The 13,091-nt window shown below is 71.3% G+C and carries 16 protein-coding genes; 6 read left to right on the forward strand and 10 right to left on the reverse strand.

Features of this window, described 5'->3' with window-relative positions; translation table 11 throughout:
• Positions 1 to 15: 15 nt before the first annotated feature.
• From ACFQW6_RS08565 to ACFQW6_RS08585, 5 genes are read right to left on the reverse strand one after another with little or no spacing between them, the layout of a single operon-like run.
• On the reverse strand, positions 16 to 1,185 hold the full coding sequence (locus ACFQW6_RS08565) for an ATP-binding protein (protein ID WP_378543240.1): 1,170 nt from the start codon (positions 1,183 to 1,185) through the stop codon (positions 16 to 18).
• Entirely contained in the window at positions 1,182 to 1,754 is a 573-nt protein-coding gene (locus ACFQW6_RS08570) for a hypothetical protein (protein WP_378543242.1), read from the reverse strand. Before ACFQW6_RS08570 ends, ACFQW6_RS08565 begins: the two co-directional genes overlap by 4 nt.
• Before the next feature lie 10 nt (positions 1,755 to 1,764).
• A complete protein-coding gene (htpX, locus tag ACFQW6_RS08575) occupies positions 1,765 to 2,679 on the reverse strand; it encodes a zinc metalloprotease HtpX (protein WP_378543244.1) in 915 nt (304 codons plus the stop codon).
• Between the two features lie 12 nt (positions 2,680 to 2,691).
• A complete protein-coding gene (locus ACFQW6_RS08580) occupies positions 2,692 to 2,970 on the reverse strand; it encodes a hypothetical protein (protein ID WP_378543246.1) in 279 nt (92 codons plus the stop codon).
• Positions 2,967 to 3,767, reverse strand: a complete 801-nt coding sequence (locus tag ACFQW6_RS08585) for a PspA/IM30 family protein (RefSeq protein ID WP_378543248.1) — start codon at positions 3,765 to 3,767, stop codon at positions 2,967 to 2,969. The genes ACFQW6_RS08580 and ACFQW6_RS08585 overlap by 4 nt, the downstream gene beginning before the upstream one ends.
• 180 nt (positions 3,768 to 3,947) lie before the next feature.
• Here ACFQW6_RS08585 and ACFQW6_RS08590 point away from each other — a divergent pair, with 180 nt between their 5' ends.
• From ACFQW6_RS08590 to ACFQW6_RS08610, 5 genes are all read left to right on the forward strand, one after another.
• On the forward strand, positions 3,948 to 4,544 hold the full coding sequence (locus ACFQW6_RS08590) for a DUF3043 domain-containing protein (RefSeq protein WP_378543250.1): 597 nt from the start codon (positions 3,948 to 3,950) through the stop codon (positions 4,542 to 4,544).
• Between the two features lie 55 nt (positions 4,545 to 4,599).
• Entirely contained in the window at positions 4,600 to 5,124 is a 525-nt protein-coding gene (locus ACFQW6_RS08595; RefSeq protein WP_378543252.1) for a GNAT family N-acetyltransferase, read from the forward strand.
• Positions 5,125 to 5,241: 117 nt separating this feature from the next.
• Positions 5,242 to 5,466, forward strand: coding sequence for a hypothetical protein (locus tag ACFQW6_RS08600; RefSeq protein WP_378543254.1), 225 nt, complete (start codon positions 5,242 to 5,244; stop codon positions 5,464 to 5,466).
• 56 nt (positions 5,467 to 5,522) lie between these two features.
• Complete coding sequence (locus ACFQW6_RS08605; RefSeq protein ID WP_378543256.1) at positions 5,523 to 6,254, forward strand: AzlC family ABC transporter permease; 732 nt, start codon at positions 5,523 to 5,525, stop codon at positions 6,252 to 6,254.
• A complete protein-coding gene (locus ACFQW6_RS08610; protein ID WP_378543258.1) occupies positions 6,254 to 6,550 on the forward strand; it encodes an AzlD domain-containing protein in 297 nt (98 codons plus the stop codon). Before ACFQW6_RS08605 ends, ACFQW6_RS08610 begins: the two co-directional genes overlap by 1 nt.
• Before the next feature lie 124 nt (positions 6,551 to 6,674).
• Here the strand turns inward: ACFQW6_RS08610 and dapB are convergent, their stop codons facing one another.
• Entirely contained in the window at positions 6,675 to 7,454 is a 780-nt protein-coding gene (gene dapB / locus ACFQW6_RS08615; protein ID WP_378543260.1) for a 4-hydroxy-tetrahydrodipicolinate reductase, read from the reverse strand.
• An 80-nt stretch (positions 7,455 to 7,534) separates the two neighbouring features.
• Here dapB and ACFQW6_RS08620 point away from each other — a divergent pair, with 80 nt between their 5' ends.
• On the forward strand, positions 7,535 to 8,050 hold the full coding sequence (locus ACFQW6_RS08620; protein ID WP_378543262.1) for a class I SAM-dependent methyltransferase: 516 nt from the start codon (positions 7,535 to 7,537) through the stop codon (positions 8,048 to 8,050).
• A gap of 174 nt (positions 8,051 to 8,224) precedes the next feature.
• Here ACFQW6_RS08620 and ACFQW6_RS08625 read toward each other — a convergent pair whose 3' ends face one another.
• From ACFQW6_RS08625 to ACFQW6_RS08640, 4 genes are all read right to left on the reverse strand, one after another.
• Entirely contained in the window at positions 8,225 to 9,544 is a 1,320-nt protein-coding gene (locus ACFQW6_RS08625) for a M16 family metallopeptidase (protein WP_378543264.1), read from the reverse strand.
• A gap of 99 nt (positions 9,545 to 9,643) precedes the next feature.
• On the reverse strand, positions 9,644 to 11,881 hold the full coding sequence (locus ACFQW6_RS08630; RefSeq protein WP_378543266.1) for a polyribonucleotide nucleotidyltransferase: 2,238 nt from the start codon (positions 11,879 to 11,881) through the stop codon (positions 9,644 to 9,646).
• Between the two features lie 273 nt (positions 11,882 to 12,154).
• Positions 12,155 to 12,430: a 30S ribosomal protein S15 gene (gene rpsO / locus ACFQW6_RS08635; RefSeq protein WP_056906479.1), complete on the reverse strand. Its 276-nt coding sequence runs from the start codon at positions 12,428 to 12,430 to the stop codon at positions 12,155 to 12,157.
• A gap of 220 nt (positions 12,431 to 12,650) precedes the next feature.
• The gene (locus ACFQW6_RS08640) at positions 12,651 to 12,917 is read right to left on the reverse strand and encodes a DUF6458 family protein (protein ID WP_378543268.1); all 267 of its coding nucleotides are present in this window, start codon (positions 12,915 to 12,917) and stop codon (positions 12,651 to 12,653) included.
• Positions 12,918 to 13,091 lie beyond the last annotated feature (174 nt).

Below are 13,091 nucleotides of genomic sequence, written 5' to 3' on the forward strand. Positions count from 1 at the left end.
GGCGCCCGACGGGGGTCAGGCGTCGGCGCGGGGCAGCTCGAACCAGAACACGGCCCCGCCACCCTCGCGGTCCTCGACGCCCATCCGGCCGCCGTGGGCCTCGACGATCCGCCGGCACGTCGCGAGCCCGATGCCCGAGCCCTCGACGGTCTTGTCGAGGCGCGCCAGCGGCGCGAAGACCCGCTCGCGCTTCTCCTCCGGGATCCCACGGCCACGGTCGCGCACCTCGACGCGGTGGTGCCCGTCGATCGGCACCGAGTCGACCTCGACGTCGGGCTCCTCGCCCGGGACGGTGAACTTGGCCGCGTTGTCGACGAGGTTCATCAGCACCGACCGCAGCTGCCCGGCGTCGCCGCGCACGAGCGGCAGCTCCCCCACGACCACCTGCTCGCGGGGGATCCGTCCGGTCAGGTCGTCGAGCGCCGACTGCATCTCCACGGCGAGGTCGACGACGTCGTCCCCCGGGGCCTGACCCTGCTGCGCGAACTCCAGCAGGTTGTTGATCAGGTCGGTCATCCGGTCCACGCCGCGGCGCGCCCGGGCCACGGTGTCGAGCTGATCGGGCTCGTCGACGTCGAGCTCGAGGGTCTCGAGCGACAGCGAGATGGACGTGAGCGGGTTCTTGAGGTCGTGGCTGACCTGGCCGGCGAACTGGGCGAGGCGCTCGTTGGAGGTGCTGAGCCGGGCGTTGACCTCGTTGAGGCGGCGCGAGGCGAGCTCGAGCTCGAGGACGTCCACCACGCGGTCGGCGAGCTGGGCCAGCCCCCGTGCCGCCTGGGGCGTCACCTCGTGCGACCGGTCGTCGAAGACGCACAGGGTGCCGATGGTGACGCCGGCGGGCGTCGTGAGCGGGTGGGAGCCGTAGTACTTCACGTCGGCGATCTCGCCCGTCGTCCACGGGTTGTGGGCGAAGCGCACGTCGTCACCGGCGTCCTCGAGCATGATGGGCTTGCCGCCCTCCACCACGAGCCGACACATCGAGTGGTCGATCGGCGAGTCGGCGCCGTCGAAGCCGGACGTCGCGACCTGGTGCTGTGAGTGCGAGCTCAGCAGGTTGACGGCGGCGAACGGCACACCAGCGACCTGGGCAGCGAGCTGCACGAGGGAGTCGAGCTCACGGCGCGGCGCACCGTCGAGGACGCCGTACGCCGCGATCGAGCGGTCGCGCGCCTCTCCGTCCGTCACAGCCCCGGAGCCTTCCAAACCGCCAGCCACCGCTGCAGGTCCGGCTCCATGGGCAGCTCCGCTCCCAGCAGGTCACGCACGGACAGCTCCAGCAGCGTGTCGCGGGTCTGCTCGCCCGAGGGCGCGAAGGGGTAGAACGTGCCCTGCTTGTAGAGGTAGGTGAGACCGAACCGCTGGCCCGACGCGTTGGCGAACGGGACCATCGAGCACAGCAGCCCGGACGCGAACCCGTTGAGCTCCAGCGTGGTGTTGACGGCGTGGAGGTCGGTGCACAGCCCGGGCACGTCCTCCTTGTCGCCGGCGACCACCAGCCAGGTGAAGCCGAAGTCGTCCTGGGTGACCTCGACGTCGGGCGCCTCGGCGTCGTCCCGGATCAGGGCCAGCACGTCGGCCTGGGTCTGGGCGAACGCCGCCCCGGCCGCCGAGCGGTAGCAGACCGACCCGGTGCCGGTGGGCTCGAACCCCAGTGCGGCCTGCAGCGTGATCGCCGCGCTCGGCACGTGGAACAGCGCGTCGAGGTTGTTGCGCTTGGGCTGCGTCCTCGCGCGCATCGCCTCCCAGAGTCCCATCGCCGTCCCCTCAGCCGTTGGGCCGGCTGAGCTCGGCCTGGATCCGGGCGAGCTGCTCGAGCCGCAGCTGGAGCGGCGGGTGGGTGGCCATCAGGCCGCTGATGCCGCCGGCGAACGCCGGGACGATGCACAGCGCGCTCGCCGAGTTGGCCGTGCGCAGGTCCTTCGTCGGGGTGGCGGCGGCCGAGTCGCCGCTGATCTTCTGCAGCGCCGAGGCGAGCGCGGCCGGCTTCATCGTCAGGTAGGCACCCGACCGGTCGGCGCAGAGCTCGCGGTAGCGCGAGAGCACACGCAGCATCACGAAGCTGACGGCGTACACGAGCAGGCTGACGAGCAGCACCACGAGGGCGACCGGCAGGGCGCCATTGTTGTTGCTGCGCGAGCGGCCCAACCCACCGAACTGCGTGAAGCGCATCAGCAGGCCCGCCGCGATGCCGGCCGACGAGGCGATCGTCATGACCAGCACGTCGCGGTGCGCGACGTGGCTCAGCTCGTGGGCCAGCACCGCCTCGAGCTCCTCGGCATCGAGCGTGTGGAGGATCCCGGTCGTCACGCAGACCACCGCACGGTCGGGCGAGCGACCGGTCGCGAACGCGTTGGCGACGGGCAGGTCGGAGACACCGACCCGTGGCTTGGGCATGTCGGCGAGGGCGCAGAGCCGGTCGATCATGCCGTGCAGCTCGGGCGCCTCCTCCGGGCTCACCTCGCGGGCGCGCATCGCACGCATCGCGACCTTGTCGGAGCTCCACCACTGCCAGAAGGCGATGCCGATCGCGATGGCAGCGACCGCGACGGCCCCGCCGGCACTGTTGACGTAGGAGATGACCAGCGCGACGAGGCCCACGAACAGCACCGCGAGCAGGAACATGGTGAGGGTCATCCGGGCGGTCAGCCCGGAGTCCTTGATGAAGCGGGACGTCGCCACGAGTCGGGCAGCTCAGCCAGGGATGAGGCCGTCGTCGCCCAAGAGCTCACGGACCTCGTCGATGGTCGCGTCCGGCGGCGGCAGGATCAGGTCGGACTCGTCGAGCGAGTCGAGCTGGTGGTGCGAGCCGCTCGCGCGGACGGCGGACAGCAGGCCGTGCAGGGCGGTGCGGAACATCGCCTCGTCGCCCGAGTCGATGGCCTGCTCGATCTGGTTGTCGAGACCGTTGAGGGCGTCGAGCGCGTGGTCGTCGAGGTCGTACTGACCCTCGCCGAGGATGCGGACGATCATGCCCGTCCGCCCTCGTTGCTCTCGCCCTCGGCGCGCACGGTCTCGGGCTCGTCGGCAAGGATGTCGCCGCCGGTCTCGGAGGACTCGATGGCCTGCGGGGAGCTCGCGGCCTTGAGCCGCGCCAGCTCGGCCTCCACGTCGGAGCCGGAGCTGAGCGCGTCGAGCTCACGGGAGATGTCGTCGCCGGCGTTGAGCTGGGAGGCGTCGTCGAGCGCGCCGGAGGCGATCAGCTCGTCGATGGCCTGGCCGCGTGCCTGCATCTGGGCGGTCTTGTCCTCGGCGCGCTGGATGGCGAGGCCGACGTCGCCCATCTCCTCGCCGATGCCCGACATCGCCTCGCCGATGCGCGTCTGGGCCTCGGCGGCGGTGTAGGTCGCCTTGATGGTCTCCTTGCGGGTGCGGAAGGCCTCGACCTTGGCCTGCAGCCGCTGCTGCGCGAGGACGAGCTTCTCCTCCTCGCCCTGGAGCGTCGCCTGCTGCTCCTTGAGGGCCGTGATCTGCGAGGCGAGCCCGGACTTGCGGGTCAGGGCCTCGCGGGCGAGGTCCTCACGACCGGCACCGATGGCCTTCTCCGCCTGCCCCTGCAGCTTGGCCGCCTGCTGCTCGAGCTGGTTGACCTGGAGCTCGACGCGCTTGCGGCTGGTGGCCACGTCGGCGACGCCGCGGCGGACCTTGGAGAGGAGCTCGAGCTGCCGCTGGTAGCTGTAGTCGAGGGTCTCGCGGGGGTCCTCCGCCTTGTCCAGGGCCTTGTTGGCCTTGGAGCGGAAGATCAGGCTGATGCGCTTCATGAGACTCATCGGGGTGGAGACCCTCTCTTGGTCATGCGGGGGTGGTGGCTGGGACGACCGGACTGTCGTTCTCACCCTAGAACCAAACCCAAGGCGGAGGTAGGGCATCCCGCGACGCCGCGCCCGGCGGGTCGCGGCGATAGGCTGGTGCGATCGTCCGATCCGTCCACCCATCCCTCTCGTAGCCATGTGAAGGCAGCACGCGTGTTCCGTCGTACCAACTCCGAGCCGGAGACCCCCACCACCGACGTCAAGGCGGGTGGCAAGGGTCGGCCCACGCCGACGCGCAAGGAGGCCGAGGCAGCCGCCCGGGCTCGCGCGAAGGTGCCCCGCACGCGCAAGGAGCAGGCCGCTGCCCAGCGCGCCTCGCGCGGCGACACGTCGCGGAAGATGCGCCAGGCGATGAAGACCGGCGACGAGAAGTACCTGCCGGCCCGCGACCGCGGTCCCGTGCGCCGCTTCATCCGCGACTTCGTCGACTCGCGCTTCTCGTTCATCGAGCTGATGGTCCCGCTGCTGATCGTGTCGATGGTGCTGGGCTACTCCGGCAGCCGGACGATGGTCCAGCTCGGCAACACGGTCCTGTTCACCACCCTGCTGGTCATCGTCTTCGACATCGTGATGCTCAGGATGCGGCTGCGCCGCGAGCTCGCCCGCCGCTTCCCCGACGAGCCGACCAAGGGCACCACGCTCTACGCCGCGATGCGCTCCCTGCAGATGAAGTTCCTCCGCCTGCCCAAGGCGCAGGTCAAGATCGGCGAGAAGCTCCCCGAGACCTACCGATGAGCCCGCGCTGATGTCGCACAGCCACTCCCCCGCCAGCGGGGGGCCGAGTGCCGACGTGTCCGTGCGGGTCGCCTGGGCCGACGACGCGGCGGCGATCGCCGCCGTGCAGGTCCGGGCGTGGCCGGAGCTCTACGCCGGCCTGCTGCCGGCCGAGGTGCTGCCGACCGACGTCGACGCCGTGGCCGACCAGTGGCGCCAGGCGCTCACACGTCCGGCTGACGCGCGCAACCGGGTGCTCGTCGCCCTCGAGCGCAACCGGGTGGTGGGCTTCGCCCTGACCTCGGCGGCCGCCGACCCCGACTGCGACCCGGTCGCCGACGGCGAGCTGGCCGAGGTCACCCTCGACCCCGCGGAGCGGGCGAAGGGCCACGGCTCGCGGCTGCTCCAGGCGGCCGTCGACACCCTTGCCGCCGACCGCTTCACCCGCGCCGTCACCTGGGTCAACGCCGGCGACGACGCCCTGCGGACCTTCCTCACCGACGCCGGCTGGGCACCCGACACGGCCCACCGCGAGCTCGACCTCGACGGGACGGGCGCGACCACCGTCAAGCAGGTGCGCCTCCACACCGCCATCGCCTGACCCCGCCACGTCGCATGACCCGATCGGGGTAATTCACCTGTGCGGTCCTTGCTTTTCGGGTGGGGCACGTCACCATGGAGTGACCGGCCACCTCGCCGGTCCACCCCGGGGGTCCAGATGCTAGGTCCGCTTCCCGCTCTTCACAGGTACCTGCTCGTCGTCGCCGCGCTCGTCGTCTGCGTCGGCATCGGCCTCTGGTTCGGCGCCGTGCCGGAGCTCCCGCTCAACCTGCGGGTGGGGCTCGTCGCCGGCGCCGCAGCGGGTGCCGCCGCGGCGTTCGTGCTCGTCCACGACTTCCACCAGCAGCAGGGCCGCGCCGCCCGCGCACGCCGTCGCCACTGAGCGGCGGGCCCCGGACGGGCTCCGAGCCCGTCCGGCAGATGACCTAGCCTCGGGGCGTGTCCGACGCTGCCCTCAGTCCCGCTGAGCGCTCGGCGATCGTCCGCGACAGCCTGGCGGTCGGCCTGGCCACCGGGGCGTACGGCTTCGGCTTCGGCGCCGTGTCCGTCGCCTCCGGCCTGAGCATCGCCCAGACGTGCGTGCTGTCGCTGCTGATGTTCACCGGCGCCAGCCAGTTCGCCCTCGTCGGTGTCGTGGCCGCCGGCGGCGCCCCGCTGTCGGGTGCGGCGACCGCGCTGCTGCTCGGCACCCGCAACACCCTCTACGGCCTGCGGATGGCGCCGCTGCTGCGCTGGGGCGGGTGGCGACGCGTGGCCGCCGCCCACGTGCTGATCGACGAGTCGACGGCGATGGGGGTCACGCGCGACACCACCGAGGGCACCCGCCTGGGCTTCCTGACCACCGGGGTCTCGGTCTTCGTCCTGTGGAACCTCGCGACCGCCGTCGGGGCAGTCGCGGGCGAGGCCGTCGGCGATCCGCGGACGTTCGGGCTCGACGCCGCCGTGGGCGCCGCTTTCCTCGCCCTGCTGTGGCCGCGGCTCCGTGACCGGCGCAACGTCCTCGTCGGGGTACTCGCCGCGGCCGTCGCGCTCGCTGCCGTGCCGGTGGCCCCCGCGGGCGTACCGGTCCTGGCGGCAGGCGGAGTGGCCGTGCTCGTCGGGGTGCTCGGCAAGCGGCAGGACCCCACCGAGATCCCGGGAGTCGACGACGTGGCAGGGAGGCACCACTGATGTGGACGGCCGTGCTGCTGGCCGGCGTCGGCTGCTACCTGCTCAAGCTGGCGGGGCTGTCACTGCCGGAGCGGGTGCTCGCGCACCCGACGGTCGAGCGCGTCGCCGACCTGATCCCCGTCGCGCTGCTGTCGGCACTGGTCGCGGTGCAGGTCTTCTCGACCGGTCCTGAGCTGGTGCTCGACGCACGTGCGCTCGGCCTCGCCTTCGCCGTGGTGGCCCTGCTGCTCCGCATGCCGTTCCTCGTCGTGGTCGTGGGGGCGGCGGTCGTGGCGGCCGTGGCTCGCCTCGTCTGACGCTCGGTCTCCGCGGGAGTGGCGCGCCGTACGAGGTGGCGGCACATCACACCCCAGCCACCTCCCGACCTGCTGTCTGCCGCCACCCCCGGCACAGCGCCGTACGGACGAGCCGGCGAGGCGCTCAGCCGATGTCGAGGAAGGCGTCGAGCCCGACGGTGAGGCCCGGGTGGTCGCCGATCGCGCGGATGCCGGTGAGCACGCCGGGCGTGAACGAGACCCGGTCGAGGGAGTCGTGGCGGATCGTCAGGGTCTCCCCCGCCGTGCCGAGGAGGACCTCCTGGTGCGCCACGAGGCCGCGGACGCGCAGGCCGTGCACGCGGACGCCGTCGACGTCGGCGCCACGCGCCCCCTCGAGACCGGTGGTGGTCGCGTCGGGCATCGGTGCGCTGCCGGCCTCGCGGCGGGCCGCGGCGATCAGCTCTGCGGTGCGCCGCGCGGTGCCGGACGGGGCGTCGGCCTTGTCGGGGTGGTGCAGCTCGACCACCTCGACCGACTCGAAGAACGGGGCGGCCTGCGCGGCGAAGCGCATCATCAGGATCGCGCCGATGGAGAAGTTGGGGGCGATCAGCACGCCGACACCCGGCGCGTCGGCGAGCCAGGCCTCGAGCTGGTCGAGCCGGGGCTGGTCGAAACCGGTCGTGCCGACGACGGCGTGGATCCCGTGCTCGATGCAGAAGCGCAGGTTGTCCATGACCACGTCGGGGTGGGTGAAGTCCACGACCACCTCGGCGCCCGCCCGGGCGAGCTCCTCGACGTCGTCACCGGCGTCGACCGAGGCCACCAGCTCGGTGTCGGGGGCCGCCTCGACCGCACGACAGACCTCCGAGCCGACCTTGCCGCGGGCTCCCAGCACGCCTACCCGGACCTGTGCCCGGACCTGTGCCTCGTCTCCTGTGCTCACGCGGTCAACCGTATCGGCCCATGGGTCCAGGTGTGTGGCGGTGGCTGACTCGTGAACGGCCGTCTGGCAGGCTGTGGGCCATGCCTGCTTCGACCATCCCGCCGCGCATCAAGTGGGCCGTCGACCTCATGGACGTCCAACCGGCCGACCAGGTCCTCGAGATCGGCTGCGGACCCGGCGCCGGCGCCGAGGCGATCTGCGCCAAGCTGGAGACCGGCAAGCTGTTCGCGATCGACCGATCCGAGTCGGGCGTGGACCGCACCAAGCGCCGCAACCAGAAGTACGTCGACGCCGGCCGGCTCGTCGTACGCCAGATCGACCTCGCCACGCTCCGCGTCCCGGTCAAGCGCCTCAACAAGGTCTTCGCGTTCAACGTCAACCTGTTCTGGGTGCGCCCCTGCGACGACGAGGTCGCCCTCCTCCACGAGCGCGTCGTCCCCGGGGGCGCTGTCTACCTCTTCTACGAGGCCGCCCGCCCCGAGCTGGTGCCCAACATCGTGAAGAAGGCCTCCGAGAACCTCCTGCGCGGCGGCTTCCGGGTCAGCGTCGTGGAGCAGAAGGCTCCCCCGGTCATCGGGATCATCGCGCGCAGGTGACCGTCGTCGGCCGAGCCTGCGAGGCGGCTCGACGGTCGCCAAGCATGGTGGTCGAGTAGCGCGCACGCCTGAGGGACGAAGGCGTGACCGCGCGTATCGAGACCCGGTCAGCCGAGAAGCAGCCCGAACCGGATCGAGGTGGGTCTCGATACGCCTCGCTCGTTCCTCGCTCGCCTACTCGACCGACGAAGAGCTGGGCCCCACGACCGCGAGCAGCTCTGGCTGGGTGAAGAGCTCCCGGGCGAGCGCGGCGACGTCCTCGGTGGTGACGGTCTCGATGCGGTCGACCACCTCGTCGATCGTGAGCAGCTCGTCGTGGACGAGCTCGGCCTTGCCGATGCGCGACATCCGCGAGCCGGAGTCCTCCAGCCCGAGCACGAGGCCGCCCTTGAGCTGGCCCTTGCCGCGCTCGACCTCCTCGTCGGTCAGGCCCTCGGCCGCGACCTTGGCGAGCTCGTTGCGCACGGTCTCGAGCACGGCGGCGTACTTGCCCGGCAGGCAGCCCACCGACACGCCCACGACACCCGCGTCGGCGTGGTGGCTGGCGAAGGAGTAGACGGAGTAGGCCAGGCCGCGCAGCTCGCGCACCTCCTGGAACATCCGTGACGAGGTGCCGCCACCCAGGGCCGTGTTGAGCACGCCGAGGGTGTAGCGGCGGGGGTCGGTGCGGGTCAGCCCCTTGACCCCGAGGACGAGGTTGACCTGCTCCTGCGGGCGGATGGTGCGCGCCTCGCCGGGGTTCACCTTGCGGGCGCGCTCGGACTGCGTCCAGGGGGTCGGGTCGGCGGCGCCGTCGAGGAAGCCGCCGCGGCCGAACGCCTGCCGCACCTGGCGTACGACGGTGGCGTGGTCGATGTTGCCGGCGACGGACACGACCATGTTGTCGGGGCGGTAGTGGCGCCGGTAGAAGCGGTGGATCTGGGCGCGGGTCATCGCGGTGATCGAGGCGTCGGTGCCGGCGATCGGGCGACCGAGCGGGGTGTCGCCCCACGCCTGGTGGGCGAAGAGGTTGTGCACCACGTCGTCGGGGTCGTCGTCGTGCATGGCGATCTCGTCGAGGATGACGTCGCGCTCGGCCTCGACGTCGGCCGCGGTGATCGTCGAGGCGGTGACCATGTCACCGAGCACGTCGACCGCGGTGCCGAGGTCCTGGTCGAGGACCCGCGCGTGGAAGACCGTGTACTCCTTGGTCGTGAAGGCGTTGAACTCGCCGCCGACCGCGTCGAGTGCCACGGAGATGTCCATCGCGGAGCGCTCGGGGGTGCCCTTGAAGAGCAGGTGCTCGAGGAAGTGCGAGCAGCCGTGCAGCGCGGGTGTCTCGTCGCGCGATCCGACCGCGACCCACACGCCGATGCTCGCCGAGCGGGTGCCGGCCATCTGCTCGGTGACGACGCGCAGGCCGCTGGGCAGGACCGTACGTCGCACGCGCGAGGTGACCGCGCCGTCGGCGTCCTTCACGGTGTGGAGGGTGCGGGTGGTGCCGTTCTTCTGCACGGGGGTCCTTCCGGGGCGGAGCATCGTCGAGCGGGGGCGAAGCGCCACGACCGGCCGGCCAGACGGCCGACCGGTCGTGGGTGGAGCAGGAGCGTCAGGTCACTCGGCGACGATGGCCTCGGGGGCGTCGGTCGACTCCTCGGAGTCGCCCTCGGCCTCGTCGACGACGGGGACCAGCGAGAGCTTGCCGCGGTCGTCGATCTCGGCGATCGACACCTGGACCTTCTGGCCCACCGACAGCACGTCCTCGACGGCCTCCACGCGCTTGCCACCGGCCAGGGCACGGAGCTTGCTGATGTGGAGCAGGCCGTCCTTGCCGGGCATCAGTGAGACGAAGGCACCGAAGTTGGTCGTCTTGACCACGGTGCCGAGGTAGCGCTCGCCCACCTCGGGCATCGTCGGGTTGGCGATCGCGTTGACCGCGGCCTTCGCGGCCTCGGCGGCCTCGCCGTTGGTCGCCCCGATGTAGACCGTGCCGTCGTCCTCGATGGACAGCGTCGCGCCCGTGTCGTCCTGGATCTGGTTGATGACCTTGCCCTTGGGACCGATCACCTCGCCGATCTTGTCGACGGGCACCCGGACGGTGATGATGCGCGGCGCGTGCACCGACATCTCCTCCGGGGCGTCGATGGCCTCGGCCATCACGTCGAGGATCGCCAGGCGTGCGTCGCGTGCCTGGTTGAGGGCGGAGGCCAGCACCTCGGCGGGGATGCCGTCGAGCTTGGTGTCGAGTTGGAGGGCCGTGACGAACTCGCGGGTGCCGGCGACCTTGAAGTCCATGTCACCGAACGCGTCCTCGGCCCCGAGGATGTCGGTCAGCGCGACGTACTGGGTCTCACCGTCGACCTCGTCGGAGATGAGGCCCATCGCGATGCCGGCGACAGAGGCCTTCAGCGGCACACCGGCCTGCAGCAGCGACAGGGTCGAGGCGCAGACCGAGCCCATCGAGGTGGAGCCGTTGGAGCCCATGGCCTCGGAGAGCTGGCGGATGGCGTAGGGGAACTCCTCGCGCGAGGGCAGCACGGGCAGGATCGCGCGGCGCGCCAGGGCGCCGTGGCCGACCTCGCGGCGCTTGGGCGAGCCCACGCGACCGGTCTCACCGGTGGAGAACGGCGGGAAGACGTACTTGTGCATGTAGCGGCGGTGCTTCTCCGGCGACAGCGTGTCGAGCTGCTGCTCGAGCTTGAGCATGTTGAGGGTGGTGACGCCCAGGATCTGGGTCTCGCCACGCTCGAACAGCGCCGAGCCGTGGACGCGCGGGATCACGTTGACCTCGGAGTGCAGCGGCCGGATGTCGGCCAGGCCGCGGCCGTCGATGCGGATCTTGTCGCGCAGCACGCGCTGGCGGACCAGCGCCTTGTTGAGCGAGCGGAACGCCGCGCCGATCTCCTTCTCGCGACCCTCGAACTGACCGGAGAGCTTCTCGATCAGCGACGCCTTGATCTCGTCGACCCGGAGCTCGCGCTCCTGCTTGTCGGCGATGGTCATCGCGGCGGCGGTGTCGTCCTTCGCAGCGGCCTCGACGGCGGCGTACACGTCGTCCTCGTAGTCGAGGAAGACGGGGAAGTCCTGGACCGGCTTGGCGGCCTCGGCGGCCAGCTGGGCCTGCGCCTCGACGAGCTGCTTGATGAAGGGCTTGGCGGCGTCGAGGCCACCGGCCACGACCTCCTCGGTCGGCGCCTGGGCGCCGCCCTGCACGAGGGCGATGGTGTCCTCGGGCGCCTCGGCCTCGACCATCATGATGGCGACGTCACCGGACTCGGTGACACGACCGGCGACGACCATGTCGAAGACGGCCGACTCGAGCTGCGAGTGGCTGGGGAACGCGACCCACTGGCCGTCGATCAGGGCCACGCGGACGCCACCGACGGGGCCGGAGAACGGCAGGCCGGAGAGCTGCGTCGACAGCGACGCGGCGTTGATGGCCAGCACGTCGTAGGGCATGTCGGGGTCGAGCGCCATGACGGTGATGACGACCTGGACCTCGTTGCGCAGGCCCTTCTTGAAGGTCGGGCGCAGCGGGCGGTCGATCAGGCGGCAGGTGAGGATCGCGTCCTCGCCCGGGCGCCCCTCGGAGCGGAAGAAGGAGCCGGGGATCTGGCCCACGGCGTACATCCGCTCCTCGACGTCGATCGTGAGCGGGAAGAAGTCGAAGTGGTCCTTGGGCGTCTTGCCCGCGGTGGTCGCCGAGAGCAGCATGGTCTCGTCGTCGAGGTAGGCCGTGACGGAGCCGGCGGCCTGACGGGCGAGCAGACCGGTCTCGAACTTGACCGTGCGCTTGCCGAACTTGCCGTTGTCGAGGACGGTCTCGACAGCGGAGATGATGGGTTCACTCATGGAAGCAGGATCCTGCTTTCTCTTCGCGGAGCGATCCGCGGCGTCCACCCCTCATGTGGTGGACCATCGAAGGTCCCGCGGGGCCGGTCTTCGATCGAGGCCCGCAGATCGACGCGCCCGAGGGCGGGGATCTGAAGGCCACTACCGAGGACCGGGCGACGAGGCGGGTCGCTCCTGTTGGGTGTTGTTTCAGTTGTGCCGGGTCGACCCTAGCGCGGCGCGGCCCGGATGTGAGAGGAGCGGCTCCCCGTGGCGGGGAGCCGCTCCAACACGTCAGCGGCGGAGGCCGAGGCGCTCCACGATGGAGCGGTAGCGCTCGATCTCCGTCTTCTGCAGGTAGTTGAGCAGGCGGCGGCGCTGGCCGACCAGGAGCAGCAGGCCACGACGGCTGTGGTGGTCGTGCTTGTGGGTCTTGAGGTGCTCGGTGAGGTGGGAGATGCGGTGGCTGAGCAGCGCGATCTGGACCTCGGGGGAACCGGTGTCGCCCTCGGTCAGGGCGTACTCGGCGATGATCTTCTTCTTGGTCTCCGCGTCGGTACCAATCGACATGGGGGCTCCTTCGGTTCTCGTTGCGCGGCGCGCCCGGGCCTGTTCACCGGGGCACTCTGGTTCCGCGGCCGTCGTGACGGCGTGTCGCCCTCCCGGGCAACCGGTCGAGCGTACCAACGAGCGGCTCGGCTCCCCCAATCCACGCCCCGACGACGCAGGAGCCCCCGCCGTGTCCCGGCGGGGGCTCCTGCTCGCGTGGACCGCGAGCGGCTCAGTCGGCTCAGACGGCCGGCGGGGGCGGCGGGTCGGACTCGGTGGTCCGCTGCGTCGACGCCTGACGGCCCTGCGCATCGGTGGTGGTGGCGGTCGTGGTGTGCTGCCGCTTGGTGTTCTGCTGGATCAGCGTGAGCACCAGCCACAGCGCCCCGGCGAGGACCAGGATCCATCCCAGGGTGGTGACCTCGAGGGGACCCACCTGCTGCTGGTTGAACGCCAGCGCGAGGATCAGTCCCACGACGATCAGGCCGATCGGCCCTCCGAAACCCATGACGTGCTCCGTTCTGTTGGTGGATGCTGCCCGGCGACCGTGTGGCCCGGCCCGGGCTCGGGAGAGTCTGGCGCGCGACCGGTCCGCTGTCATCCCCCTGTGGGAGGTGCGGCGTGCGACGATCCACACATGGGCGAGCGCAGCGAGCTCATCATCAGACACAGCGCGACATGT

The organism is Nocardioides sp. GCM10028917, from assembly GCF_042666175.1.
In the GTDB taxonomy this organism is placed as follows: domain Bacteria; phylum Actinomycetota; class Actinomycetes; order Propionibacteriales; family Nocardioidaceae; genus Nocardioides.

Bases quoted from the DNA above. Each gene is read 5' to 3' on its own strand.
- ACFQW6_RS08570 (WP_378543242.1), bottom strand. From the start codon at position 1,754: ATGGGACTCTGGGAGGCGATGCGCGCGAGGACGCAGCCCAAGCGCAAC.
- ACFQW6_RS08580 (WP_378543246.1), bottom strand. From the start codon at position 2,970: ATGATCGTCCGCATCCTCGGCGAGGGTCAGTACGACCTCGACGACCAC.
- ACFQW6_RS08585 (WP_378543248.1), bottom strand. From the start codon at position 3,767: ATGAGTCTCATGAAGCGCATCAGCCTGATCTTCCGCTCCAAGGCCAAC.
- ACFQW6_RS08600 (WP_378543254.1), top strand. From the start codon at position 5,242: ATGCTAGGTCCGCTTCCCGCTCTTCACAGGTACCTGCTCGTCGTCGCC.
- ACFQW6_RS08610 (WP_378543258.1), top strand. From the start codon at position 6,254: ATGTGGACGGCCGTGCTGCTGGCCGGCGTCGGCTGCTACCTGCTCAAG.
- ACFQW6_RS08620 (WP_378543262.1), top strand. From the start codon at position 7,535: ATGCCTGCTTCGACCATCCCGCCGCGCATCAAGTGGGCCGTCGACCTC.
- ACFQW6_RS08630 (WP_378543266.1), bottom strand. From the start codon at position 11,881: ATGAGTGAACCCATCATCTCCGCTGTCGAGACCGTCCTCGACAACGGC.
- rpsO (WP_056906479.1), bottom strand. From the start codon at position 12,430: ATGTCGATTGGTACCGACGCGGAGACCAAGAAGAAGATCATCGCCGAG.
- ACFQW6_RS08640 (WP_378543268.1), bottom strand. From the start codon at position 12,917: ATGGGTTTCGGAGGGCCGATCGGCCTGATCGTCGTGGGACTGATCCTC.